Raw genomic sequence first — 24,051 nt, 5'->3', positions numbered from 1 at the left:
GCGAAGGGATGACCGTCTTCGTTCGCTTCGCACCGTCGCCCACCGGCTATCTCCACATCGGCAATCTCCGGCCGGCGCTCTTCAACTGGCTTTTCGCCAAGGCTCGGGACGGACGCTTCCTCCTGCGCTACGACGACACCGACCGCGAGCGCTCGAAGCCCGAATATGCCGAGGCGATCGCCGAGGATCTCGCCTGGATCGGCATCCGGCCCGACGCCGTCGCCCGCCAGTCCGACCGGCTGTCGCATTACGACGCGGCGGCGGACCTCCTGCGCGACAGCGGGCTCCTCTATCCCTGTTACGAGACGGCGGACGAGTTGGAGCGCATGCGCAAGCGTCGCATGGGTCGCGGCCTGCCGCCCGTCTACGGCCGCGAGGCGCTGCGCCTTTCGCCCGAGGACCGGGCGCGGCTGGAGGCCGAGGGCCTGCGCCCGCACTGGCGCTTCCGCCTTCCGAACTTCGCGGACGACCCCTTCCAGCCGGCACGCACGGAGATGCACTGGGACGACGTCGTGCGGGGCCGCCAGACGGTGGACCTCGCATCCCTGTCGGACCCCGTGCTCGTGCGCGAGGACGGCACCTATCTCTATACCTTCTGCTCCGTGGTGGACGACGGCGAGATGGGCATCACCCATGTCCTGCGCGGCGACGACCATGTCACCAACACCGGCGTCCAGATCGCGATATTCGAGGCGCTCGGCCATGCCGTGCCCGCTTTCGGCCACTTCAATCTCCTGACCACGATCGACGGCGAGGGCCTGTCGAAGCGCAGCGGCGCCCTGTCGCTGCGTTCCCTGCGGGAGGACGGGCTGGAGCCTATGGCCGTCGCCTCGCTCGCGGTCCTGACGGGTCTATCCGGTTCGATCGAGGCGATGCCCGATCTCGACGCATTGGAGACGCGGCTCGACTTCGGCCATGTCTCCGCGTCGAGCTCGAAGTTCGATCCGGCCGAGCTTGAGCGGCTCAATGCCGAACTCGTGCACGCCATGCCCTATGACGCCGCAGCAGGCCGCCTGCGCGACCTCGGCGTGCCGGATGCCGCGGCCGAGCCCTTCTGGCTCGCCGTCCGGCGCAACTGCGAGCGGGTTCGGGACGCCGCCGCATGGCGGGACATCGTGTTCGGCGAACTGGCCGCCACGCCCGACCTCTCCGACGACGACCGCGACTTCGCACGTGCGGCTTTTGCCCTCCTGCCGGCAGCGCCGTGGGATGGAACGACCTGGAAGGCCTGGACCGATCGCGTGAAGGCGGAGACCGGCCGCAAGGGCCGCGCTTTGTTCATGCCGCTACGGCTCGCCCTGACGGGCTTGGAGCACGGTCCCGAACTCGCGGAACTCCTGCCCCTGATCGGCCCCGAGCGGGTCGCGGCACGGCGGCCTTGAGAGGCTGGTAAGCTGGCCGCAAGCGCTTAGCTCCCACGCCGTCATCCTCGGGCTTGACCCGAGGATCTGCGGCGGAACGGCGCCTCGACGTGTGTAGATCCTCGGGTCACGCCCGAGGATGACGACCTTGGGTTGGTCGCCCGAACTCTTTTCGGTCGACCGCGATGTCCGCGTGCTGTGCGCTCAGCCCCGCGCTTCCTCGTCCCGCTGCTTGGCCTCCGCCACGGCGATGGCGGTCATGTTGACCACGCCGCGCGAGGTGACGGACGGCGTGAGAATGTGAGCCGGCTTGGCGGTGCCCAGCAGGATGGGGCCGACATGCAGCGCGTCGGTCATCGTCTTCACCACGTTCATCGTGATGTTGGCGGCGTCCAGCGTCGGGAACAGGAGAAGGTTGGCGTCCTCCGTCAGCGTCGAGTTGGGCATGACGCGCTGGCGAAGCTCGCGCGACAGGGCCGCGTCGCCGTGCATCTCGCCGTCGATTTCGAGGTCCGGCATCTGCTCGCGCACCAGCGCCAGGGCGGCGCGCAGCTTGCGCGCGTCCGGCGTGTCGGCCGTGCCGAAGTTGGAGTGCGACAGAAGCGCGGCGCGAGGCTTGATGCGGAAGCGCTGGATCATCCGCGCTGCGAGCTGGGCGATCTCCGCGAGGTTCTCGGCCGAGGGGCTGTCCTGGACATAGGTATCGGCGAAGAACGTCGTCGCGTTCTGCGAGATCAGCAGGCTGAGGCCCGACAGGCGACCGACCTCCGGGGCGACGCCGATGATCTGACGGATGTCGCGGATCTGCCGCGAGAACCGCCCGGTCAGGCCGCAGATCAGGATGTCGGCGTCGCCGCGCGAGACGGAGACGGCACCGATCACCGTCGTGTTGGTGCGCACGAGGGCGCGTGCCGTGTCCGGGTTCACGCCCCGGCGGCCGACCTTGGAGAAGTAGTGGTCGACATAGTCGCGGTACCGCGGATCGTCTTCGGGGTTCACGACCTCGAAGTCCTGTCCCGGCCGGATGCGCAGGCCGAACCGCTCCAGGCGGGTCTGGATGACGCTCGGGCGGCCGACCAGGATCGGCTGGCAGACCTTGTCCTCCATCAGAACCTGAGCGGCGCGCAGAACGCGCTCGTCCTCGCCGTCGGAGAAGATGACCCGCTTTCCCGAATCGCGCGCGATCGCGAAGATCGGCTTCATCACGAGGCCGGAGCGGTAGACGAAGCGGTTGAGGCGGTCGAGATAGACGTCCCAGTCCGCGATCGGTCGCGCGGCGACGCCGGTCGCCTCCGCGGCACGGGCCACCGCCGGGGCGATCTTGAGGATCAGACGCGGGTCGAAGGGCGAGGGGATCAGGTATTCCGCGCCGAAGACCGGCGTCTCCGAGCCGTAGGCCTTGGCCGCGACTTCCGACACTTCCTCGCGCGCGAGCGCCGCGATCGCGTCGACCGCCGCGATCTTCATCTCCTCGTTGATCGAGGTCGCGCCGCAGTCGAGCGCGCCCCGGAAGATGTAGGGGAAGCAGAGGACGTTGTTGACTTGGTTCGGGAAGTCCGAGCGGCCCGTGCAGATCATCGCGTCCCTGCGCACGGCGCGCGCGAGGTCGGGCATGATCTCGGGGGTCGGATTGGCGAGCGCCATGATCAGCGGCTTCTCGGCCATCGATTCGAGAAGTTCGGGCTTCAGCACGCCGCCGGCCGACAGGCCGAGGAAGATGTCGGCCCCGCCGATGACCTCGGCCAGCGTGCGGGCCTCGGTGTCCTTCGCATAGACCGCCATCCAGCGGTCCATGCCCTTCTCGCGGCCCTGGTAGACGACGCCTTCCTTATCGGTGCAGGTGATGTTCTCGACCTTGGCGCCGAGCGAGACCAGAAGGTTCAGGCACGCGAGCGCCGCGGCGCCCGCGCCGGACGTCACGATCCGCACATCCTCGATCTTCTTGCCGGCCAGAAGCAGCGCGTTGCGCACCGCGGCGGCCACGATGATCGCGGTGCCGTGCTGGTCGTCGTGAAAGACGGGAATGCCCATCTTGGCGCGAAGCTGCTCCTCCACCTCGAAGCATTCCGGCGCCTTGATGTCCTCGAGGTTGATGCCCCCGAAGGTCGGCTCCAGCGCCGAGACGACGTCCACCATCCGTTCGATGCTGGTGGCGTCGATCTCGATATCGAAGACGTCGATGTCGGCGAACTTCTTGAAGAGGACCGCCTTGCCCTCCATCACCGGCTTGGAGGCGAGGGGGCCGATATTGCCCAGACCCAGCACCGCCGAACCGTTGGACACGACGGCCACGAGATTGGAGCGGCTGGTATAGTCGGCGGCGACCGACGGATCGTCGGCGATGGCCAGACACGGTGCCGCCACGCCCGGCGAATAGGCGAGCGCGAGGTCGCGCTGGTTGCCGAGCGGCTTGGTCGCGTGGACGCCGAGCTTACCGGGCTTGGGGTGGCGATGATAGAAAAGCGCCTGCTCGTCCAGATCCCGCTTGGCGGACGTGCTTCCGGTCTCGTCGGCGCTCGACATTCTCGATTCTCCACATTCTCGGATCGTGGCGGGTCGATGTGTCCGATCCGCACCACACGGCATGTTGGACCTATGCCAGCCGGGACGTTGGCAGACAACCTCCCGCCGATCGCCTCCGGCGTCACATGGCTGCAATGCAAAAGGGCGACTCTCGGCGCAGTTGAAAGCGAAGGGGTCGATACCCATGACGCCGACGAGACCGCCGGGTTCGCACCGGCATTTCCGCACCCTGTTCATCTCCGACGTGCACCTGGGATCCAAGGCGGCGCAGGCCGAGGCGCTGCTCGCCTTCCTAGCCTCGCACGACGCGGAAAAGATCTACCTCGTCGGCGACATCGTGGACGGCTGGCGGCTCAGGCGGGCCTGGCACTGGCCACAGTCGCACAACGACGTGGTGCAGGCCTTCCTGCGCAAGGCACGCAAGGGCACGCAGATCGTCTACATCCCTGGCAACCACGACGAGTTCCTGCGCGGCTTTCCCGGCCAGCATTTCGGCGGCATCGAAGTGCGGCTGAACGACGTTCACGAGACGGCCGACGGGCGCCGCCTCCTCGTCATGCACGGCGACGAGTTCGACGTCGTCGTGCGAAACGCCCGCCTCATCGCCTATCTCGGCGACTGGGCCTACGACGCGGCCATCGCCATCAATCTCGTCTTCAACCAGTTCCGCCGCCGCTTCGGCTTCGGCTACTGGTCCTTCTCCTCCTGGGCCAAGCTCAAGGTGAAGAACGCGGTGTCCTTCATCGGCGCTTTCGAGGGGGCGCTGGCGTCGGAGGCGGGGCGCATGGGCTGCGACGGCGTGGTGTGCGGCCATATCCACCACCCGCAGATCGCCGAGCGCGCCGGCATGCTCTACGTCAACAGCGGCGACTGGGTGGAAAGCTGCTCAGCCGTCGCGGAGCGCAACGATGGCTCGCTGGAACTCCTGACCTGGACCGGCGTGGAAGCCGTCCTGCCGCAGATCGTGGAACTGCCGCCGCCGGAGGAGACCCCGGTCCTCGAGCCCGCCCGCGCCGCCTGAGCCCCGCTCAGCCCCAAAGCGCGGGGCTCGGCGCGCCGACCGTCGAGCCTTCGTAGGCAAGCCCGTCCGGCCGGTCCTGCGACAGGAGCAGCGGCCCGTCGAGGTCGCAGAGTTCGGCGTCCTGCGCCAGAAGCACGGCGGGCGCCATCGCGAGCGAGGAGCCGACCATGCAGCCTGCCATGACGCCGAAGCCGAGGCGCCGTGCCTCGGCGAGGAACCTGAGCCCCTCCGTCAGGCCTCCGGTCTTGTCCAGCTTGAGGTTGACGTAGTCGTAGCGTCCGACGAGCGCTTCGAGATCGTCGGCGCCGTGGACGGATTCGTCCGCGCAGACCGGCACCGGGCGCGGCATGCGCGCCAGGATCTCGTCCCGTCCCGCGGGCAGCGGCTGTTCCACGACGAAGGCGCCGATCGCGGCGGCGGCCAGCATCTCCTGGCGGATCGTCTCCGGTCGCCAGCCCTCGTTGGCGTCGATGATCAGTCGCGCCTGCAGCGCCGCGGCCCGAACCGCCCGCATCCGGTCCGCGTCGCCCTCCGGCGCGCCGACCTTGACCTTGAGAACGCTGCGCTGCGAGACGGCCCTGGCCGCCGCGTGCATCTCGTCCGCCGTGCCGAGCGAGATGGTGAAGGCCGTGTCGATCGCGCGCGGGCGGTCGATCCCCAGCATCTCGGCCACGCGGCGCCCGCTCTGCTTGGCTTCGAGGTCCCAGAGTGCGCAATCCACCGCGTTGCGCGCGGCGCCGGCCGGCAGAAGCGTCTGGAGCCTGTCCCGATCCGCGCCCGCCTCGATCGCCTCGCGCACGCTCTCGATCGCGGCCAAGACGCTCTCGACGCTCTCGCCGTAGCGCGCATAGGGCACGCACTCGCCGCGCCCCTCCGCCGTGCCGTCCTCGATCCGGCAGGTGACCACCACGGCTTCCGTCTTCGACCCTCGCGCAATGGTGAAGCGGCGCGCCAGCGGGAAGCGATCCACTGTGGCCCAAAGACGACGCGTCATCATATTTCCTTGTCAATTCTTAACGGGCATTGCATCGCACACGACGGAAGCTAACTCTGGCTTCACCTTGTTAGCCGGCGACGATCGACTCGCCGCGTCCCGTCTCCACCCGAAGACACTAGACCGAGCGATCGCATGCTGGATACTCCGCAACCCGAAAGGGCTCCGAAGAAGGACGGGCGTCCCGAAGGCGCTCCGCCTTCGCTCGAGGCGGAGAAGGGCAAGGGCGGCGTCGTTCTCCACTTCGGCGGCGACTGGCTGGCCCGCACCATCGGCAGCGTGGAAGGCGTGGTCGAGGAGACCCGCAAGGCCGATCTCGGAAAGTCCGTCACCTTCGACCTGTCGGACGTCGGGCGTCTCGACACGTCCGGCGCGCTCATTGTCGAGCGCCTCCAGCGAAGCCTGTCCGAGAAGGGGGCCGACGTCCGCTCCGAGGGCGTCGGCGCGTCGGACGGCGCGCTGTTCGAGGCCGTGCGCAAGGCGCTGGACACGCCCCGGCCCGAGCCGAAGTCCAAGGACACGTCGGCCGTCGGGGACTTCTTCGCCGCGATCGGTGCCAACGTCTTCGCCGCCGGCCGCGAGACGATGATGGGTCTCAACGTCGTCGGCGCCTCGCTCTACGGCGCCGGCCGCCGCATCACCGGCAAGCAGCGCTGGCGGCCCGCCGCGATCGTCAGCCAGATGGACCGCATGGGCGTGCGAGCCGTGCCCATCATCGCGCTGATGAGCTTCCTGATCGGCGCGGTCATCGCGCAGCAGGGCGCCTTTCAGCTCCGCAACTTCGGCGCCGAAATTTTCGTGGTCGATCTCGTCGGCATCCTTCAGTTGCGCGAGATCGGCGTCCTTCTCACCGCCATCATGATCGCCGGCCGCTCGGGCAGCGCCATCACCGCCGAGATCGGCTCGATGCGCATGCGCGAGGAGGTCGACGCGCTCCAGGTCATCGGCCTCAACCCGATCGGCGTCCTGGTCTTCCCGCGCATCGTCGCGCTGACCATCGTCCTGCCGCTGCTCGCCTTCATCGCCGACATCACCGGCCTCCTCGGCGCGATCGCCGTGACCTGGGTTTATTCCGGCATCACGCCCGACGCCTTCATCACGCGGCTGCGCAGCGCCATCGACATCGGGACCGTCTTCGCCGGCCTGATCAAGGCGCCGTTCATGGCCATCGTCATCGGCGTCGTCGCTTCGATGGAGGGCCTCAAGGTCGGCGGCAGCGCCGAGAGCCTCGGGCGCCACGTCACCGCGTCGGTCGTCAAGTCCATCTTCCTGGTCATCCTCATGGATGCCGTTTTCGCGATCTTCTATGCCGCCATCGGATACTGACACCCAAGCCCGCCCGAAGGACGACGACGTCATCATCCGCGCCACGGACGTGACCGTGCGCTTCGGCTCGAAGACGATCCTGGACGGCCTCTCGCTCGACGTGCGCCGCGGCGAGATCCTCGGTTTCGTCGGCGCGTCGGGCACCGGCAAGTCCGTGCTTCTGCGCACGATCCTGGGGCTGAACGCCAAGCAGGGCGGCACGATCGAGGTGTTCGGCGTCGACTACGAGCGCGCCGACGAGGCCGCCCGGCTCAGCGTCGAGCAGCGCTGGGGAGTCTTGTTTCAGCAGGGCGCACTGTTCTCCTCACTCACGGTGCTCGAGAACATCCAGGTGCCGATGCGCGAGTATCTCGACGTCTCGCCCAAGCTCATGGACGAGATGGCGCGGCTGAAGATCGACCTCGTCGGCCTCGCGGCCGATGCGGCCGACAAGTATCCGTCCGAACTGTCGGGCGGCATGATCAAGCGCGCGGCTCTGGCCCGCGCCCTGGCGCTCGACCCCGACATCGTCTTCCTCGACGAGCCGACGTCCGGCCTCGACCCGATCGGCGCGGCCGACTTCGACGAGCTGATCATGACGCTGCGCGACACGCTGGGCCTGACCGTCTACATGGTGACCCACGACCTCGACAGCCTCTTCATGGCCTGCGACCGGATCGCCGTGCTCGGCAAGAAGAAGGTCCTCGTGGAAGGGCCGCTCCAGACCATGCTGGATTTCGACGACGACTGGGTTCGCTCGTACTTCCACGGCAAGCGGGCGCGCACCGTCGTGCCCAAGGACGAGAATCCGTATTTCAGCGGGAACGAGTGATGGAAACCAGAGCCAACTACATCCTCGTCGGTGTCTTCACCGTCGTGGTGCTCCTGGCAAGCTTCGGCTTCGTCTACTGGTCGGCGAACGTTTCCGACCGCGATTCCCGCGTCACGCTTCTCGTGCGCATCGAAGGGTCCGTCTCCGGCCTCAGCCAGGGCAGCCAGGTCCTGTTCAACGGCCTGGCGGTCGGTACCGTGACGAACCTGCGCATCGACCCGAACAACCCGCGCGTCGTGATCGCCACGACGCAGGTCGACCGCGAGACGCCGATCACCACTTCGACCACGGCCACGATCGGCTTTCAGGGCCTCACGGGTATCGGATTCATCGGGCTGACCGGCGGCAACGTCAACGATCGCAGGATCATCCAGTCGGCGCTGGAGCAGGGCGCGACGCCCGTGATCACCGCCAACCCGTCCGACGTGACCGACATTCTGGCGACGGCGAAGGACATCGCCGACCGTGCCAACAACATTCTCGGCGAGTTCGAGCAGCTCGTACAGGCCGTTGGCCCGGCCGTCCGCACCACGGCCGACAACGTGGCGCAGACATCGACCAACGTGCGCACCTTCACCGACAGCCTCGCCGCCAACGCCGACCAGATCGACGACTTCCTGGCCAGCCTCGCCGACCTCTCGCGCAGTGCCAACAATGTCGCGCTCCAGCTTCCCGCGCTGATGAGCCGCGCCAGCGACTTCATCGGCACGCTCGACGTTGCGGCGGTCAACCAGTCGATCCAGAACGTCTCGGCCATCACGCAGGCGCTACGCGGACAGACCGACAACGTCACGCGGGCGATCGAGTCCGTATCGACGGCAGTCTCCGGCTTCGGCTCGGTCGGCGATACGATCAGCCAGAACCTGCCGAGCGTCCAAGCCTTCCTCCAGCGGCTCGGCCCGATCTCCGAAACCGCATCGAGCGTGGCGACGCGCCTCGATTCGACGCTCGCCGACGTGTCGCAGATCACCGCTGCCGTGAACCCGGATCAGGTGCGCTCCACCATCGACAGCGTCAGCGGCTTCACCGGCGCGCTGAACGCCCAGTCGGGCCGCGTCGGTTCGGTCGTGGCCGGCGCCGACACGATGCTCCAGACGCTGAACGGCGCGCTGGAAGGGCTGAACGGAACCCGTGCCCGCATCGACACGCTGCTCGCCGCCGTCAGCGCCTCGACCATCAACCAGGCCGTCAACGACGTGTCCTCGGCGACCAACAACATTGCCGCCGCCGCCGACAGCGTTCGCGACGTCGCCGACAACATCAACTCGCGCCGGCAGGACATCAACGACATCATCACCAATGTCGAAGACACGAGCGCGGCGCTGAAGGTGGCGTCCAATCAGGTCCAGACGTTGATCAACTCGGTCAACGGCCTCGTCAACAGCCCGGACGGGCAGGGTCTCACGGCCGAGGCGCGCGCGACGCTCCAGAGCATTCGCCAGACCGCCGAGACCATCCAGCGCTCGGTCGGCCCGATCTCCGCCAACCTGCAGAACTTCACGGGCCAGGGCCTGCAGGACGCCCGCAACCTGATCCGCGAGACCACGCAGGCCGTTTCGCGGATCGAGAGGGCGATCATCGATCTCGCCAACAATCCGAACCGAGTCATCTTCGGCGGCGATGGAGGCGGTCAGGTCCGGCAGTTCGACGGCCGCGTTCGGCGCTAGCCGGAGGCCCGTGCCCGCCGCCGGTGGCGGGGCGGCAACAGTGCTTCGCGAACCGCCCGCACGCGGCGGTTCGCGCCTTTGAAACCCGGAGGAAGCGCGCCAGCTTGGGCCTTCCACCCAGTACATGCGTCGAGGATCGAGATGGCACGAAACGCTGCGGCAAGATGGTCCGGACTGGTGGTCGCAGCCGTGGCGCTGTCGTCCTGCTCCACGCTGAAGACACCGCCCGCCACGTTCGAGCTGTCGCCCCCCGAGCCCGTTTCCGTGGGCGCCGCGTCGACGCGCTCGCAGATCCTCCTGCCGGAGCCGACGGCCACGCAGGCGCTCGACAGCCAGCGTATCGTCGTGAAGCCCACCCCACAGACGATCGAGAACCTGGCGAACAGCCAGTGGAGCGACCGTCTTCCGCGCCTCGTCCAGCTCCGCTTGCTCCAGGCCTTCCAGAACACCGGGCGCATCGGCGCCGCGGGCGTGCCGGGGCAGGGGCTGGCGATCGACTATCAGGTCGTCACCGAGCTTCGTCGCTTCGAGATCGCCTTCCAGCCGGGCGCCACCGCCGTCGTCGAGATTTCAGTCAAGGCTCTGAACGACCGCACCGGCGTGGTTCGCGGCTCGCGCGTCTTCCAGGCCGCCGTGCCGGTGGCGAACGGCGAACCCTCGGGCTACGTCACGTCGCTGGACGCCGCCTTCGGGCAGGTGGCCGACGAGATCGTCGCCTGGATGATCCGCCTGATCTGACCGCTTCATGCCCCTTTCGCCCTGATGGAAAGCCCGCTTCGGCGGGCTTTTTCGTGCCGAGCCTCCAGCGCCGCGTGGTTCGTTCTCCCCTGCCGCCAGGGTTGCGGCGGCCCGAACGAGGTGTGACCGGCCTAAGTCCGGCGCCGATCGCTACCCCAAACGAGAAGGGTGGAGCCTTGCGGCTCCGCCCTTGTGCATTTTGTCGGCGCCTGCCTCAGTCGAAGCGTCCGGAGGCGTGGGTCAGCATCGTGTAGACCTTGCCCGTGTCGGAGGTCGGACTCGCCTCATGCCCCCTCTCGACCTGACGGTAAGCCCGCTTCGGCGGGCTTTTTCGTGCCCGGCCTCCAGCGTCGAGTGGTTCGTTCCGCCCGGCCGCGAGGGTTGCTGCGACTTGAACGAGGCGTGACCAGCCGAAGCCCGGCTTGAATCGCGGGCCCAAACGAAAAGGGCGGAGCCTCGCGGCCCCGTCCTTATGCATGTCGTCGGTGCTCGCCTCAGTCGAAGCGACCGGAGGCGTGGGCCAGCATCGTGTAGACCTTGCCCGTGTCGGAGGTCAGATACGACTTCGAGCGGGTGTTGTCCGGGTCGCGGCGCGAGGCGTCCTGCAGGAGCGACTCGAAGTCCGCGATGTAGCGATCCACCGCATGGCGGAAGTCCGCGTCTCGCTGGTACTTGCGGCGGATCTCGTCGAACGTCTGCTGGCCCTTCATCGTGTACAGGCGCCGGGTGAAGACGTTGCGCTCGCCGTTGCGGTAGCGGTCCCACAGCTCGACGGAGACGTTGTGGTCGATCGCGCGGGCGATATCCACCGACAGCGAATTCAGCGAGTCGACCACATGGGCGGAGCTGCGCTCGGGACGGGCGGCCTGGGCCGGCGCCGGGGCGACCGGTGCGGCGCTCGTCTCGTCGGCGTCGTCCTGCGAGGCGCGACGCAGAAGGTCGGACACCCAGCCTCCTTCGCCTTCGACCTCGGTCGGAGCGGCTGCCGGCGCGGCCGGACGGGCCGGGGGTGCCGCCGGACGCAGCGGCGAGAACTCGCCGGTGCGCTGCGGCTGCGCCGGGGCGGCGGGCTGGATCGGCTGCGAGGTGATCATCCGGGCGGCGTCCGCGTTGCCGCGCTGGTCGAAGGCGAGATTGCCGCCGACCAGCGGTGCGGGACGACGTTCCGCCTCCGCAGAAGCGGCCGGACGCTCCGAGGCCTGAGGCGCGGCCGGGCGAGCGGCGCGGGTGTCTGCCACCGGCCGACGAACGTCCATCGCGCGACCCGAGGTCGAGACGATGTCGCTCAGCTCGCGAAGGGCGCGGATCTGGTCGGTCACCGCACGGCGCATGGCCTTCGTGCTCTCGCGGGTCTCTTCCGGCAGCTCGAACACGCCGCGGCGGATTTCCGTGCGGGCGGTCTCCAGCTCGCGGCGCATGTCGCCGGCCGCGCGGCGCATTTCGCCCGTGGCCGTCGCGAACTTCTCCGACGCTTCCTCGACCACGAGGCGCAGCGCCTCGCGGATCTCGGCGGCGGCGGCCTGCGACCGGCGCTCGGTCTCCTCCAGCTGCTGCTCGGCCTCGCCGAGGCTGGCGCCGAGTTCGCCGGAGACCGCGCCGGCCACGGCCTTCGCACGGGCCTCGGCCTGCGAGAACAGCCGCTCCACCACGCCCTCGAAGGAGGAAAGCATGGTCGAGATGTCCTGCGAGCGTTCGGCCAGCGTGCCGGCCAGAAGCGTCAGGCCCTCGTGACGTTCGTCCAGGGTCGCCTGGAGGTTGGTCTGCGTCTCGTCGAGCAGGCGCGCGGCTTCCGACAGAAGGCGGCCGTGGTCGGCGAACTTGTCGGTCAGGCCGCCGATCTGCAGGAACGCGCTCGACGCGACGCCGTCCATGCGGGCGATCGACTGCTCCAGCCGCTCGGACGACGACGAGATTTCGTCCTCGACCCGCATGGCCTCGGTGCGGAAACGCTCGCGCGTATCGACCAGCGAGGTCTCAACGCGGCCGATCGAACCGCTGGCGTCGTCCAGCATCGTGCGCAGGGTTTCGTTGCTGTTGTCGAGCCGGTCGAGGAGACCGGTGATCTCCTGGCCGAGGCGGCCCTTTGCGTCCGCAACGCGGTTCACCGCGTCGTCGGATCGCTCGTCGAGAGCCGAGACGAGGTCGCCGGCGGAGCGTGCGAGCCGCTCGACGGTCTCCTGCGTGCGCTGCATGAAGGCCGAGACGATCGCCGCGTTCTCGGCCCGCAGACGCTCGGCCACCTGCTCGGACGTTCCTTCCAGCGCGTGCACGGCAGCCGATCCGGTCTCCGACAGGCGCTCGACGATCGGGCGTGTGCGGGTCTCGATGAGGTTGGCCAGCTCCGAATTGCGCTCGGAGAGAAGCTGCGACAGCGACCGCGCCCGGTCGGCCATCAGTTCGCCCACGCGATCGGCGCTGGTCGCGAGATCGCGCTCGGAGGTGGAGACGCGGTCGGCGATGTCGGCGGTGAAGCCGGCGCTGACCTCGGACATCTGCTCGCGAGCCCGCTCCGCCTCGACACGCAAGGCGGTGGCCGCGGCCGACAGGCCGTGGACGAGCTGCGAGCCTTCGCCGGCCAGCGCCGCCCGGGCTTCTTCGGCCTCGCGCAGGATCTGGCCCGAAACCGCCGCCGTCTCGTCGCGGATGCTTCCGGCCACGGAGACGATCTCGCCGCGGATGCGCTCCGAGGTACCGTTGATCTCGTCGCGCAGCTCGACCACCGAGCGGGTCAGGCTGTCGTTGAGGCCGACCGACGTGCTGCCGAGCAGAGAGGTGAGGCGGTCGGCGAGGGCGGAGAGTTCCACGACGAACCCATCGGCCCGCTCGCCGAGCAGCGAGACGCTGCGGCCGGTCTCGTCCTGGATGATCGTCGCGGTGCCGCGAACGCGCTCGGCAAAGCCCTCCGCATCCTGCAGGAAGCGCTGGCGCGCGGCCTCCGCCTGCTCGTTCATCGACATCGCGACGGCATCGATCTCGCCGACGAGGCGCGCCGCGTCGTTCGACATCCGCTCGCGCACGTCGCCCGAGCTGGCCTCCAGGCGGTCCGTCGCGCCCTGCAGTTCGGACACGAGCTGGCCGACCGTCTCGCCGATCTGGTGGCGGACGCGATCGGTCTCGCCGCGCATCGCCTCGGCGACCCGGCCCACTTCTGCCGTGATGCGGCCGGCGTCCTCCAGAAGAGTCCGGCGCGACAGCTCGCCGGTCTCGCGAAGGCGGGCGCTGGCCTCGCTGAACTGCGTGCCGATGGCGGCGGTCTGCTCCGCGACTTCGCGGCGCAGGACATCCGAACGGTCGCGCACTTCCACGGCCGCGGCCGCGACTTCCTCGCGAATCTGCGTGGCGTCGGCCGCGAACTGCTCGCGGGTCTTGTCGCCGATCACCCGCAGGCGCTCGGAAGCGCTCTCGATGTCGCCGGACAGTGCGGTAGCCTGCATTTCGACGATCCGGCGCGCCGTCTCCGCGTCATCGCGCAGACGCTCGGCCATAGCCTCCAGGCCGCCGGCGAACTCGCCCGCCACTTCCGCCAGGCGCTCGCGCGCCGCCTCGGCTTCCGAGCGCATGGCGAGCGAGGCGCCGCCGATCTGGGTGGTGAACGCGTCGCCTTCGAGAGCCAGGGCCTCGCGCAGCTCCTCCGCGTCGGACCGCATGCGGCCGGCGACGTCCTCGACCTGGCGGCCGAGCGACTGGGCCTCGGCGGCGAAGCGCTGCTGCGCCTCCTCGCCGATCCGGCGGATCGTCTCGGCGGACGCGGCGATGCCCTCGGCGATCTGCGCGCTCTCGCCGGTCAGCTGGTTGCGGGCCGCCTCGGCGGTCTCCTGCACCGACACGGTGACGGCGCGGATGCGCTCCTCGAAGCGCTCGGCCTCGGCCACGAACTCCGCCTGCGCGGCGGCGGACGAGGTGCGGAACGTCGAGCCGAGCTCGCCGATGATGATGGCGATCTTCTGTGTTTCGTTCTCCAGACCCGCGCGGGCGCGGTCGGCTTCCTGGCCCATGATCGTCGAAGCTGAGACGATCGCCTCGCGCAGCGTTTCGGCGATCTTGGTGGTGCGGCCCGAAAGCGTGCGCTCCACGTTGTCGAGACCGCGCTGAAGGCTCTCGGAGATCACGCCCGTCCGCTCGTCCACGGCGGCAGCCAGGCTCACCGTGCCGGCGGCCAGAGCCGCGGAGATTTCCTCGCGCTTGGCTTCCAGCGCGTTGGTCACGTTGGTGGCGCTAAGCTCCAGCGAACGGCGCACGTCGTCGGCGCGGTCGCCGAGCGTCGCGGCCAGCGAGCCGGCCACGTCCTCGATCGCGGAGGTGAGGTTGTCGCGGCGCTCGTCCATCGCCGTCGCGAGGAGACCGTCGGATTCCACCAGCGCCTCGCGCAGGGCGACGATGCGCGATTCCAGCGTCGAGAGGATGGCGGCGTTGCCGGTTTCCAGCGTGGCGGCGATGCGGCCGGTGCGCTCGTCGAGATCGGCGATCAGCGAGCTTTCGGACGCGTCCACCATCTGGCGCATCGACAGGACGCGCTCGTCCAGCCCATCGAGAATGGCGCTGCGGGCGTTCTCCACGGCGTCGCGCAGGCTGGCACCACGGCCGTCGAGGCCCTGGATCAGAAGCGACAGTGCGTTCTCGACGGCCGAAAGCACCGTTCCGGCGTTCTGATCAATGTCGCGTGCGAAGCGCGTGGTGCGCTCGTCGAGGGTGGCGGTGAGGCCGGTGTGCGAATTGTCCACGGCGGCCGACAGGTCGCGGACGCGGGCGGCGAGTTCGGCCACCACGCGCTCGACCGACTGCTCGAAGCTCGCCTCGATGCCCGCCGTGCGGGTCTCGAGGCTCGCGAGGAACTCCTGGCGCCGGTCGTCGCCCGTCATCAGCGCGGCCTCGAGGCGGCCGATGACCTCGTCGCTGACGCGCGAGGTGTAGAGCTCCAGCGACCGGGAAAGCGACTCGCCGCTGCTACGCATGAAGGCTTCGCTCGCCGCAAGGCGATCGGACAGACCGACGGTCAGCGTCTCGTTGCGCTCGTCGAACTCGGACACGAAGCGCTGCGTGCGCTGCTCCAGCATGGCGTCGATCGCCTGAAGGCGGGTCTCGAACTCGCTGGACAGGACCTGCGTGCGCTGGTCGAGCGCCACCTCGATCGCCGAGCCGCGCTCGGCCAGCATGGCGTTCATCCGCTCGAGGCGCGAGGCGAAGCGCTCGTCCGCGTTGCGATCGGCTTCGGCCAGCGCCGCTTCGAGGCGATCGGCGCGCGTGTCGACGCCCGACACCAGGCGACCCTCGGCCGAGCCGATGATCTGCTCCATGCGCGCGACGTTTTCTTCGATCGTCTGGGTCAGCGCGGTGCCGCGCTCCTCGAACTGGGCGAGAAGGGTCTGCTGGGCGAAGGCGAGCGAGGTGTCGATATCGGCCGCGCGATCGCTGAGGACGGCGCCGAGCGAGCCGATCTGCGCGTCGAAGCTCGACCGCACGTGCTCGGAATGCGAGGCAAAGCTTGCGTCAATCCCCTGGCGGGCGGACTCGGCGGCCGCCGCGAGCTCGCCGCGCCCGCTCTCGATGGCGCCGCGCATTTCCTCCGTGCGCTCGGCGACGGTGCGCGAGAAGGCGCCCGTGGTCTCGGACAGCGACACGGCGAAGCGGTCGGCCGTGCGATCGATGGCCATGGCCTGACCCTCGATCGTCTGGACGAGCTGCGCACCCTTGCCGGACAGGGCGCCTTCGAGCTGGGCGAGGCGCTCGTCGAACCGGCCGAGAACGTCCTCGTTGCGCGCGCCGAGAAGCGCCGTCGCGGTCTGGATGCGGCGGTCGAACGCCTCGTCGAGGTTCCGGAGCAGCCGCTCGGTCTCGCTGGCGAGATGGGCGAGCTTCTGGTCGAGGCCGCCGGTGAGCGAAAGGAGGAGGGACTCGTTTTCGGCCAGCATGCGAGCCGAACGCTCGTCCAGCGTTTCGGCCAGCCGCCGGTCGAACATCTCCGAACCCGTGGCGAGGCTTTCGGTGCGCTCGTTCAGCGTTCGCAGGACGGTCTCATTGGATTCGCGCAGGCGCTCGCCGGCCTGATCGCCGATGGCGGACACGCGCTGGATCAATTCGTCCGAGCGAGCCTGCAGCTCTTCGGCCTGCGCGCGCAGGCTGCGTGCCAATTCTTCGCCGGTCTGCGCCAGGCGTTGGGTGGTGGCTTCGGCGGTCTCGCCGATCTGCTGGATCACGCTGGCGCTGGACCCGCCGAGCGCGGTCTCGATCTCGCGGCTGCGGCTGTCGAACATGGCCGTCAGCGCCTGACTGCGCTCCTCATAGGCGCGCGACAGGGACTCACCGCGCTCGTCGAGCAGCGAGTGGAACCGGTGGGTCGCTTCCTCGACCTGGCGGATGATCCGAGTCGAGGCCGTGTCGACGTCGCCGATCAGGCGATCGTGCGAGCCGACCACCGACGAGCGGAGACGCTCGGCATGCGAGAGCATCGCTTCGCGCTCGTTCGACAGGTCGGTGACCAGCGATCGGATCTTGACCTCGTTGTCGGCATAGGCGCGCTCGAGCGAGGACACCTCGGAATGAACGATGCCTTCGAGCTCGCCCATGCGCGACAGGGCGCGCTCCACGCCTTCGCCCAGCGCCGAGACCTCCCGGCGGATCGCGTTGCCGACACTGGTGACCTTTTCGGAGGCAATGTTCTCGGGCTCTGCGAGACGCAGCGCAACCTCGGCGAGCGAGCGGCTCATCAGGCGAAGATCCTGCGAGCGGCGCACCATCACGGCGAAGGCCAAGATCAGAAGGGCAGGCAGCACCACGGCCGACGCCGCGAGAACGAGCGTCAGCCCGGCGGGAGCGGGCGATGCGCCCGATCCGAGGAACGCGAAGGAGGCCGCGCCCGCCAGGATCGCCCAGCCCGCGGCCACGACGCCGCCGATCACGAGGGTGCGGCGGGAGGAGCGGCGCGTGAGGAGGGCGTCCGCCATCACGGCGGCGGAGCGCTGCTCGTCGTTGGCGACGGTGGATTTGAAGTCGCGGGTGCGGGACGGCCGCGCCGGCTCGGGCGCCGCGGGGGCTTCCCGGCGCAGCGGGGGCGCTTCCTGGGCCGCGCTGCGCGCGTCGGACGCGGCGGCGCTGGCGCGTCCGGCGGCTATCGCTTCTGCGACAGGCGGCACGGCGGCCGGAGCGCTCTCGGCGGGCATGGGGGCGTCGATGCGGTCCGCTTCGCTCAAGGAGGCGATCAGCTCCTCCTCGGCGAGCTGAAACTCGGGCTCGGGCGGAAGCTCTTCGGGCGACGCCAGCGGAGATGGGGCGGCCACGGGCTCGGCGGCGGCTTCTTCGCGAAGCGCGCTCGTGGCCTCCGCCACGGAGCGGTCGAACTCGTCCAGCGCGAAATCGATGTTCATTTCGGAAGGCTGGAGCGTCTCCGCCTCGACATGTCCCTGCACCTCACCGGAGACGCCGGTCTCGGAGCCGTCGAAGTCGGTGCCCTGAAGGGCCGCCTCCAGTTCGTTGACCGCTTCGTCCGAAAGCTGTTCAGCCGTCTTGATCTTGGACATGATCCGCCGCGCCCCGTACTCGTTACTCGATCGGAAGAAGGGCTGCCTGCTGCCGCAATGCAGGCTACACGTTCCTTCGTCCGCACATGGCACACCTCCCCCATCGGGGAAGAGAGCCGTCCTCATCCCAGCAAATTAGAGAGCGACGGGCGGGAAGGAAACCGGAATCTCCGGGCATCGGTACAAGTTTAAACATTTGGTTAACGTCGAAATCGAAATGCGGAATGTTCCGGTAGGAACCGCTTGACTCAACGACGGCGGCGCGCGCCCGAACGTTTACCTCTGCGTGCGGGGTCGAAGCCCCTGATAGCACGGCCGTCCGGCACCGCGAAACGGCCGGATGCGCCGAACGGCGTTAACGTCGCCGCACCGTTTCCCGATACGCCGACCGCTGCCGAGGCGCGGCTTTCCCGGCGAAGAACGTGGCTGTTGATAAGTCTTGCGAAGGGGATCGTGCGGGCTCGCGACGCAGCGCTGTTGACCGCCGCGTGCCGCCGGTCTAACCGCGGGCATGACCGCGATCACCTTCATCGGCCAAGACGGCACCCGCTACGACATCGACGCGCCCGACGGGTCGAGCGTGATGCAGGCCGCCATCCGCAACGACGTGCCGGGCATCGACGCCGACTGCGGCGGAGCCTGCGCCTGCGCCACCTGCCACGTCTATGTGGACGAAGCCCATGCCGAGCGTCTCGCCCCGATGGACGCGATGGAGGAGGACATGCTCGACTTCGCGCTCGACGTGCGGCCGAACTCGCGCCTGTCCTGCCAGATCCGTGTGCGGCCCGACCTCGCCGGGCTGGTTCTCACGGTGCCCGCGCGCCAGGCGTGAGCAGCAGGCACCGGAGGCTAGCGGGCGGCTTGGCGGGTGGCCGCGGCCAGCTTGCTTTCGAGCTGCGCGTCCACGACGCGCGCTTCCGACCGGTCGAACTCGCGTTGCGCCTTCTCGTGGCCGAGAAGCAGCTCCCGTGCGCGGCGCGTGGCCACGACCTCCATCTGCGCGCAGCTTCGTTCGGGCGGCAGCCCGAGAAGCTCGAGGTTCATCCGCTCCAGCCAGGACTTGGCGATCTTGGAATGATGCGCCTCGTGCTCGGCGATGTAGCGTTGCAGCACCTTCCACATGGTCCGCGTCTTGGGGTCGGCACCGCGCGGCGCGTTCCACTGCGGCAGCGTCGTGACCAGATCCAGCCGGAGATTGGTTCGCGAGACCCCGCATCCGCCCTTCTTCTCGGCGAATTCAAGGTTCCGGCGAAACGACACCTTGGTCGCGCCGGAATGGCGCTCGCCGCCCGACAGGAGCGGACCGCTGACGCCCAGCGCCCGATCGATTTCGGCGAAGGTCGCGCCCTTGACCATGAAATAGGTCGTCCGCTCGGTGATCTCCGCACCGTGGGCCAGCCCGGTAGACATGCATCCGGCCGCGAGGCCGGAGATAAGAAGTCGCCGCATCGATCGTCGCTCGGCCCCTTGAAACACATCACCCCTACGCTACGCGGGTCGGGAAGAGATACAAGAGACGATTGTGGAATATTTGCGTTCGCCAATATCGAGCGCAACCGCCTTTCTTCGTCTAGGGCACGAACATGACGAACGGACGTCACTGGGAAGTCAAGGGTGGACGCCGACTGGCGCTCGGTCGGCGGTCTGTGATCATGGGCGTTCTCAACGTCACGCCGGACAGTTTTTCCGACGGCGGACGCTTTGCTGGCGAAGTGAAGCCGGCGGTGGAGGCTGCGCTCGCGATGGTCGCGGACGGCGCTTCGATCATCGACATCGGCGGTGAATCGACCCGTCCCGGCGCGGAGCCGATCGACGCGCAGGAGGAGCAGCGCCGCGTCCTGCCGGTGATCCGCGCGTTACGCGCGGCAAGCGATGTCGCGATCTCCATCGACACCTATCGCGCGGAGACGGCCGAGCTCGCCATCGCCGCAGGCGCATGCATCGTCAACGACGTGTGGGGCGGGCAGCGCGATCCCGGCATCGCAGCGGTCGCCGCCCGCACGGGCGCGGGCCTGTGCCTGATGCATACGGGGCGCGAGCGCGAAACGCTTGCCGACGTGATCGAGGACCAGCGCGCCTTTCTGGAACGCTCGATCGCCATCGCGCGCGAGGCGGGGGTTCCCCACGCGGCGATCGTGCTCGATCCCGGCTTCGGCTTCGCCAAGTCGCCGCGCGAGAACTTCGAACTGATGATGCGGGCCGGAGAGCTTACGGATCTCGGTTTTCCGCTTCTGGCCGGCACCTCGCGCAAACGCTTCGTGCGCGGCGCGCTGGACCATCCGGCAGCCGATGCCGACGTGGCCACGGCGGCTACCAGCGTGCTCCTGCGCGAGCGCGGCGTCTCGATCTTCCGGGTGCATGCCGTCGGTCCGACGCGCGATGCGCTGGCGATCGTGGACGCGGCGCTCGGCGGGGAGTCCGCATGACCCGGGCCTATCTCGGCCTCGGCGGCAATCTCGGCGACCCCGTGAAGGCGATGCGACAAGCGCTGCACGCCCTGGATGCCGATGACCGGACGCAGGTCGTGTCCGTCACGCCGGTCTACCGCACGCCGCCCTGGGGCCTGGTCGAGCAGCCGCCTTTCCTCAATGCCTGCGCGGCCGTCGAGACGCGGCGCACGCCGGAGGAACTCCTGGACCTCTGCCTGTCGATCGAAGCGTCGCTTCACCGCGATCGCGCGGTGCGTTGGGGGCCTCGCACGGTGGATCTCGACATTCTGGATTTCGGCGGGGTCGCGCTCCACACGGAGCGGCTCACCCTGCCGCACCCGCGCATGGCCGATCGCGCCTTCGTGCTGGTGCCGCTCGCCGATCTCGCGCCGGGGCTGGCGGTCGAAGGCGTCGGCATCGCCGAACGGCTTCAAACGCTCGACCGCAGCGGCATCGAACCCGTCGTGACCGCGCCGGACTGGTGGCGATCCGCCTGATCAGTCGGCGAGGGACGCGCGCTTGACCGTCTCGTCGCGCTTCAGGGTCATGCCGATCACCGGCACCAGCTCGCCGGCCACCTGCACGGAGATTGTGATGCTGAGCTTGTCCTTCTCCTGCAGCCGCGCGACCATGGCGCCCTTGAGCTGCTTGCGATCGAGACCGACCACCACCTTGTTGCCCGACACGTCGCCCGACACGATGTCGAGGCCCTTGCCGCCCGAGCCGTCGAGGAAGGTGCCCTTGTAGGAGCTGCCGCCCTTGGTGAAGGTCGCGTTCATCGGCTGCGAGAACATGCCGACGCGGCAGGAACCGTCGAGCGACATGCCGATGGCCTTCTCGGGCTGGAGGCCCGACAGGTCGCAGACGAACTTCGTGCCCTTGTACTTGCCGGCGACGATCTCGCCGGGGCCGCTCCAGCGGCCGAACACGGTCTTGAAGAAGGCCTCGTCCGCGTCCGCCGCATGGGCCGGAACCGCCGCGAGCGTGGCGAGGGAGAGAAGCGACAAACCGGCGACGATCGGGCGGAGCATGACGGGCCTTCGGAGCGGCGAGGACATGGGTCCATCTATCGCCTGAAACGGTTAACCGAACCTTTCTCTGCCGCCAATACCCCTTCGAGCCTGCGCCGTCATTCGCCGCCCATCGGCTTGAGATCGTTGAGAAAGTCTCCGATCCGCGGCCGTTGGACGCTGAGAAAGGGCAGGGGCCGGCAGAGATCCATCGCGGCGATCCCGATGCGGGCCGTCAGGAGCCCGTTGACGAGGCCCTCGCCGAGCTTGGCCGACAGGCGCGCCGCGAGCCCGTGACCGACGACCTGACCGACGATCCCGTCGCCGACCGCGATCGAGCCGGTCACGGCCAGATGCGCCAGAACGTCGCGAACCAGCCGAAACAGGCCGATCGTCCCCGGCCGCGCGCCGTAGAGCGTCGAGACGGCGCGGATCAGCCGCACCGTCTCGAAGAGGACGAAGGCGAGGTCCATGAAGGCGCGGGGACTGACAGCTGTCACCACCGAGACCCGCTTGGACGAGGCAAGGACGAGCGCTCGCGCCCGCGCGTCGAGCGGCATCAGAAGCTCGCGCTCGGCCAGCGTGATCAGGTCGCGCCCGTCGATCACGTCGTCGCGCAGCGCCTGGAGCCTCTCACGCCCGGCCGCGGTTTCGGGCCGGGCGGAGACGAGCTTCGACAGGCGCGACACGACGGCCGTCGCCTCGGGCGCGGAATCGGTCTCGAAGGCACGGCGCCCATCGCTGCGCTCGCGCTCCACGTCGTTCAGCCGCATGATGCCGAGCATCTCGCGCCCGACGACACCGGCAAGCCCGACGACGAGAAGCCCGGCCAGCCCGAGCGCCGCCCAGCCCAGCCAGTCGGACCGCGCGAAGAGGTCGCGCACGAAGGCGTCGAGCGCGAGGCCGAAGGCGAGCGAGACGAGCGCGCCCAGAGCGCCGAGTGCCAGCTTGCCGAAGGAGAAGGTCCGGCGGCGACGGGTCGCCGGCTCGGCATCCAGCGCCGCGGCAGCCTCTGCTTCCAGCGCCTCGTCCGGCTCGATCCGCACTCGCTCCAGATCGGAAAAGCTGCGCGGCGCACGCGCAGGCTGCGGGACCGGCGTGCTCGGAACCGGATCCACCGCGAAGGCGGCGGGGCGGCGGGGCGGCAAGTCGCTCATGCCAGTCGATCTCCGAGAAGGAACTGCAGGGCGCGGTCGAGCCGGATCTGCGGCAGCGAAAGCGTCAGTCCCTCCGCCGTCCGTTCCAGACGGGGCGGCCGGAAGCGCACGAAGGTGATCGGGTCGAGCGCGCCGCTTCCGTCCTCGCGGCCGCGCAGGATGCGCGCGGCATCCTCCGGCAGGTCGCCCGGAAACACGGCGGTTTCGGTCTCGCCGTCGAAGCGCTGACCGGCGATCTCCTCGCCGGCGATCGGCGTGCCGACGATCACCGGCAGCGTGTCGCCGCGATCGGTCACCGTCGCCTCCCGCGTCGCGCGCACGGCGGCCATGGCGGCCACCTCCGTCTGGGCGCCCGAAAGCTTGGCCCGGTCCACCGCACCGTCCACCAGCCGCCGCACGATGTTCTCCAGCCGCTGGTGGCTGGTCCGGTGGAGGTGGTCGGCCTTGGTGGCCGCGACCAGGATCCGGTCGATCCGCCGGGTCAGCAGCGAACCCAGCCACGACGCGCGTCCGGGTCGAAAGCAGGCGAGGATGTCGGCGAGCGCCGTCTCGAGGTCCTGCACCGCCTCCGGCCCGGCATTGATCGCCTGGAGCGCGTCCACCAGCAGGATCTGCCGGTCGAGCCGCGCGAAATGCTCGCGGAAGAACGGCTTCACCACCACCGTCTTGTAGGCCTCGTATCGCCGCGCATGGACGGCGCCGAAGCTGCCCTTGGGATAGACGCGCCCATGCTCCACCGGCAGCGGCGCGAAGGTCAGGGCGGGGGAGCCTTCGAGATCGCCCGGCATCAGAAACCGCCCCGGCGGCAGCGTCGAGAGCGCCGTCCGGTCTTCGCGGCAGGCGCGCAGGTAGTCCGCGAACAGGGCGCTCAACCGTTGGCTCGTCGGCTCGTCGGCCGGCGAAGCGGGATCGATCGCGGCCAGTGCATCCAGAAACGGACGCGCCATCCGGTCTCGCGAGGGCAGGCGGGCCCGCGACAGCGACTCGTCGGAAAAGGTCGCGAAGTCCTTTTCGAGCAGCGGCAGGTCGAGCAGCCATTCGCCGGGATAGTCGACGATGTCGATGGAGAGCTTCCCCGCCGACAGGAAGCGCGCCCAGCGCGAGGCCGACTCGAACTCGATCGTCAGCCGCAGCTCGGAGATCGCGCGCGTCGATTGCGGCCAGACCCGCTCTTCCAGCATGGCCCGCAGATGCTCCTCGTACTGGAAGCGCGGCACGGCGTCGTCCGGCTGCTCTTCCAGATAGGTGCGGGAGATGCGGCCCGAACTCTGCGCCTCGAAGACGGGGAGTCGCCCGCCATGGAGGAGGTTGTGCACCAGGGCGGTGATGAACACCGTCTTGCCTGCGCGCGACAGGCCCGCGACGCCGAGCCGGAGCGTCGGATGGAACAGCCCAGCTCCCCGGTCCGACAGGTTGTCGAAGACGATACGCGCTTCGTCGGCAATGGAGGGCATGGGCAACCGATCGGGTCTCGAAGGAGCGGGCAGGAGCCCCGCATAT

Annotated in this window: 16 protein-coding genes; 9 read left to right on the top strand and 7 right to left on the bottom strand. The window is 69.1% G+C overall.

Translation table 11 applies throughout. The annotated features are described in order from the left end of the window. The first annotated feature begins 8 nt into the window (after positions 1-8). On the top strand, positions 9-1,382 hold the full coding sequence (gene gltX, locus O5O54_RS05910) for a glutamate--tRNA ligase (RefSeq protein ID WP_279479845.1): 1,374 nt from the start codon (positions 9-11) through the stop codon (positions 1,380-1,382). A 183-nt stretch (positions 1,383-1,565) separates the two neighbouring features. On the opposite strand, the gene O5O54_RS05905 is transcribed toward gltX, so the two are convergent. Then, positions 1,566-3,884, bottom strand: coding sequence for an NADP-dependent malic enzyme (locus O5O54_RS05905; RefSeq protein WP_279479844.1), 2,319 nt, complete (start codon positions 3,882-3,884; stop codon positions 1,566-1,568). Positions 3,885-4,068: 184 nt separating this feature from the next. Between O5O54_RS05905 and O5O54_RS05900 the strand changes: the two genes are divergently transcribed. After that, positions 4,069-4,905 carry a UDP-2,3-diacylglucosamine diphosphatase gene (locus tag O5O54_RS05900; protein WP_279479843.1) on the top strand — a complete coding sequence of 279 codons (837 nt, stop codon included), beginning with the start codon at positions 4,069-4,071 and terminating at the stop codon, positions 4,903-4,905. A 7-nt stretch (positions 4,906-4,912) separates the two neighbouring features. On the opposite strand, the gene dgcA is transcribed toward O5O54_RS05900, so the two are convergent. Next, a complete protein-coding gene (gene dgcA, locus O5O54_RS05895; RefSeq protein ID WP_279479842.1) occupies positions 4,913-5,899 on the bottom strand; it encodes an N-acetyl-D-Glu racemase DgcA in 987 nt (328 codons plus the stop codon). Between the two features lie 135 nt (positions 5,900-6,034). Here dgcA and O5O54_RS05890 point away from each other — a divergent pair, with 135 nt between their 5' ends. The 4 genes from O5O54_RS05890 (at position 6,035) to O5O54_RS05875 (ending at position 10,441) form a co-directional block, all read left to right on the top strand. After that, entirely contained in the window at positions 6,035-7,225 is a 1,191-nt protein-coding gene (locus tag O5O54_RS05890) for an ABC transporter permease (protein ID WP_279479840.1), read from the top strand. Next, positions 7,206-8,036 (top strand): ABC transporter ATP-binding protein, encoded by an 831-nt coding sequence (locus O5O54_RS05885; protein WP_279479837.1) that lies wholly within the window; start codon positions 7,206-7,208, stop codon positions 8,034-8,036. Before O5O54_RS05890 ends, O5O54_RS05885 begins: the two co-directional genes overlap by 20 nt. Beyond that, on the top strand, positions 8,036-9,703 hold the full coding sequence (locus O5O54_RS05880) for an MlaD family protein (RefSeq protein ID WP_279479834.1): 1,668 nt from the start codon (positions 8,036-8,038) through the stop codon (positions 9,701-9,703). Before O5O54_RS05885 ends, O5O54_RS05880 begins: the two co-directional genes overlap by 1 nt. 141 nt (positions 9,704-9,844) lie before the next feature. After that, a complete protein-coding gene (locus O5O54_RS05875; protein ID WP_279479832.1) occupies positions 9,845-10,441 on the top strand; it encodes an ABC-type transport auxiliary lipoprotein family protein in 597 nt (198 codons plus the stop codon). Between the two features lie 494 nt (positions 10,442-10,935). Here O5O54_RS05875 and O5O54_RS05870 read toward each other — a convergent pair whose 3' ends face one another. Then, positions 10,936-17,955 (bottom strand): hypothetical protein, encoded by a 7,020-nt coding sequence (locus O5O54_RS05870; protein ID WP_279479830.1) that lies wholly within the window; start codon positions 17,953-17,955, stop codon positions 10,936-10,938. Between the two features lie 511 nt (positions 17,956-18,466). On the opposite strand from O5O54_RS05870, the gene O5O54_RS05865 reads away from it, so the two are divergent. After that, on the top strand, positions 18,467-18,787 hold the full coding sequence (locus O5O54_RS05865) for a 2Fe-2S iron-sulfur cluster-binding protein (RefSeq protein WP_279479829.1): 321 nt from the start codon (positions 18,467-18,469) through the stop codon (positions 18,785-18,787). A gap of 17 nt (positions 18,788-18,804) precedes the next feature. Here O5O54_RS05865 and O5O54_RS05860 read toward each other — a convergent pair whose 3' ends face one another. Next, on the bottom strand, positions 18,805-19,404 hold the full coding sequence (locus O5O54_RS05860) for a DUF922 domain-containing protein (protein ID WP_279479826.1): 600 nt from the start codon (positions 19,402-19,404) through the stop codon (positions 18,805-18,807). A gap of 134 nt (positions 19,405-19,538) precedes the next feature. On the opposite strand from O5O54_RS05860, the gene folP reads away from it, so the two are divergent. Continuing rightward, positions 19,539-20,381: a dihydropteroate synthase gene (gene folP / locus O5O54_RS05855; protein ID WP_279479824.1), complete on the top strand. Its 843-nt coding sequence runs from the start codon at positions 19,539-19,541 to the stop codon at positions 20,379-20,381. Then, positions 20,378-20,881 carry a 2-amino-4-hydroxy-6-hydroxymethyldihydropteridine diphosphokinase gene (gene folK / locus O5O54_RS05850; protein WP_279479823.1) on the top strand — a complete coding sequence of 168 codons (504 nt, stop codon included), beginning with the start codon at positions 20,378-20,380 and terminating at the stop codon, positions 20,879-20,881. Before folP ends, folK begins: the two co-directional genes overlap by 4 nt. Here folK and O5O54_RS05845 read toward each other — a convergent pair whose 3' ends face one another. The 3 genes from O5O54_RS05845 to O5O54_RS05835 form a co-directional block, all read right to left on the bottom strand. Continuing rightward, on the bottom strand, positions 20,882-21,415 hold the full coding sequence (locus O5O54_RS05845) for a hypothetical protein (RefSeq protein WP_279479819.1): 534 nt from the start codon (positions 21,413-21,415) through the stop codon (positions 20,882-20,884). Between the two features lie 98 nt (positions 21,416-21,513). Beyond that, complete coding sequence (locus O5O54_RS05840) at positions 21,514-22,551, bottom strand: TIGR01620 family protein (protein WP_279479817.1); 1,038 nt, start codon at positions 22,549-22,551, stop codon at positions 21,514-21,516. Further along, positions 22,548-24,005, bottom strand: a complete 1,458-nt coding sequence (locus O5O54_RS05835) for a YcjX family protein (protein ID WP_279479816.1) — start codon at positions 24,003-24,005, stop codon at positions 22,548-22,550. Before O5O54_RS05835 ends, O5O54_RS05840 begins: the two co-directional genes overlap by 4 nt. Positions 24,006-24,051: the final 46 nt, after the last annotated feature.

Origin of the sequence: Aureimonas sp. SK2 (assembly GCF_029813115.1) — a bacterium.
GTDB lineage: Bacteria > Pseudomonadota > Alphaproteobacteria > Rhizobiales > Rhizobiaceae > Aureimonas.
This window is presented reverse-complemented; position numbering and strand designations above follow the sequence as displayed.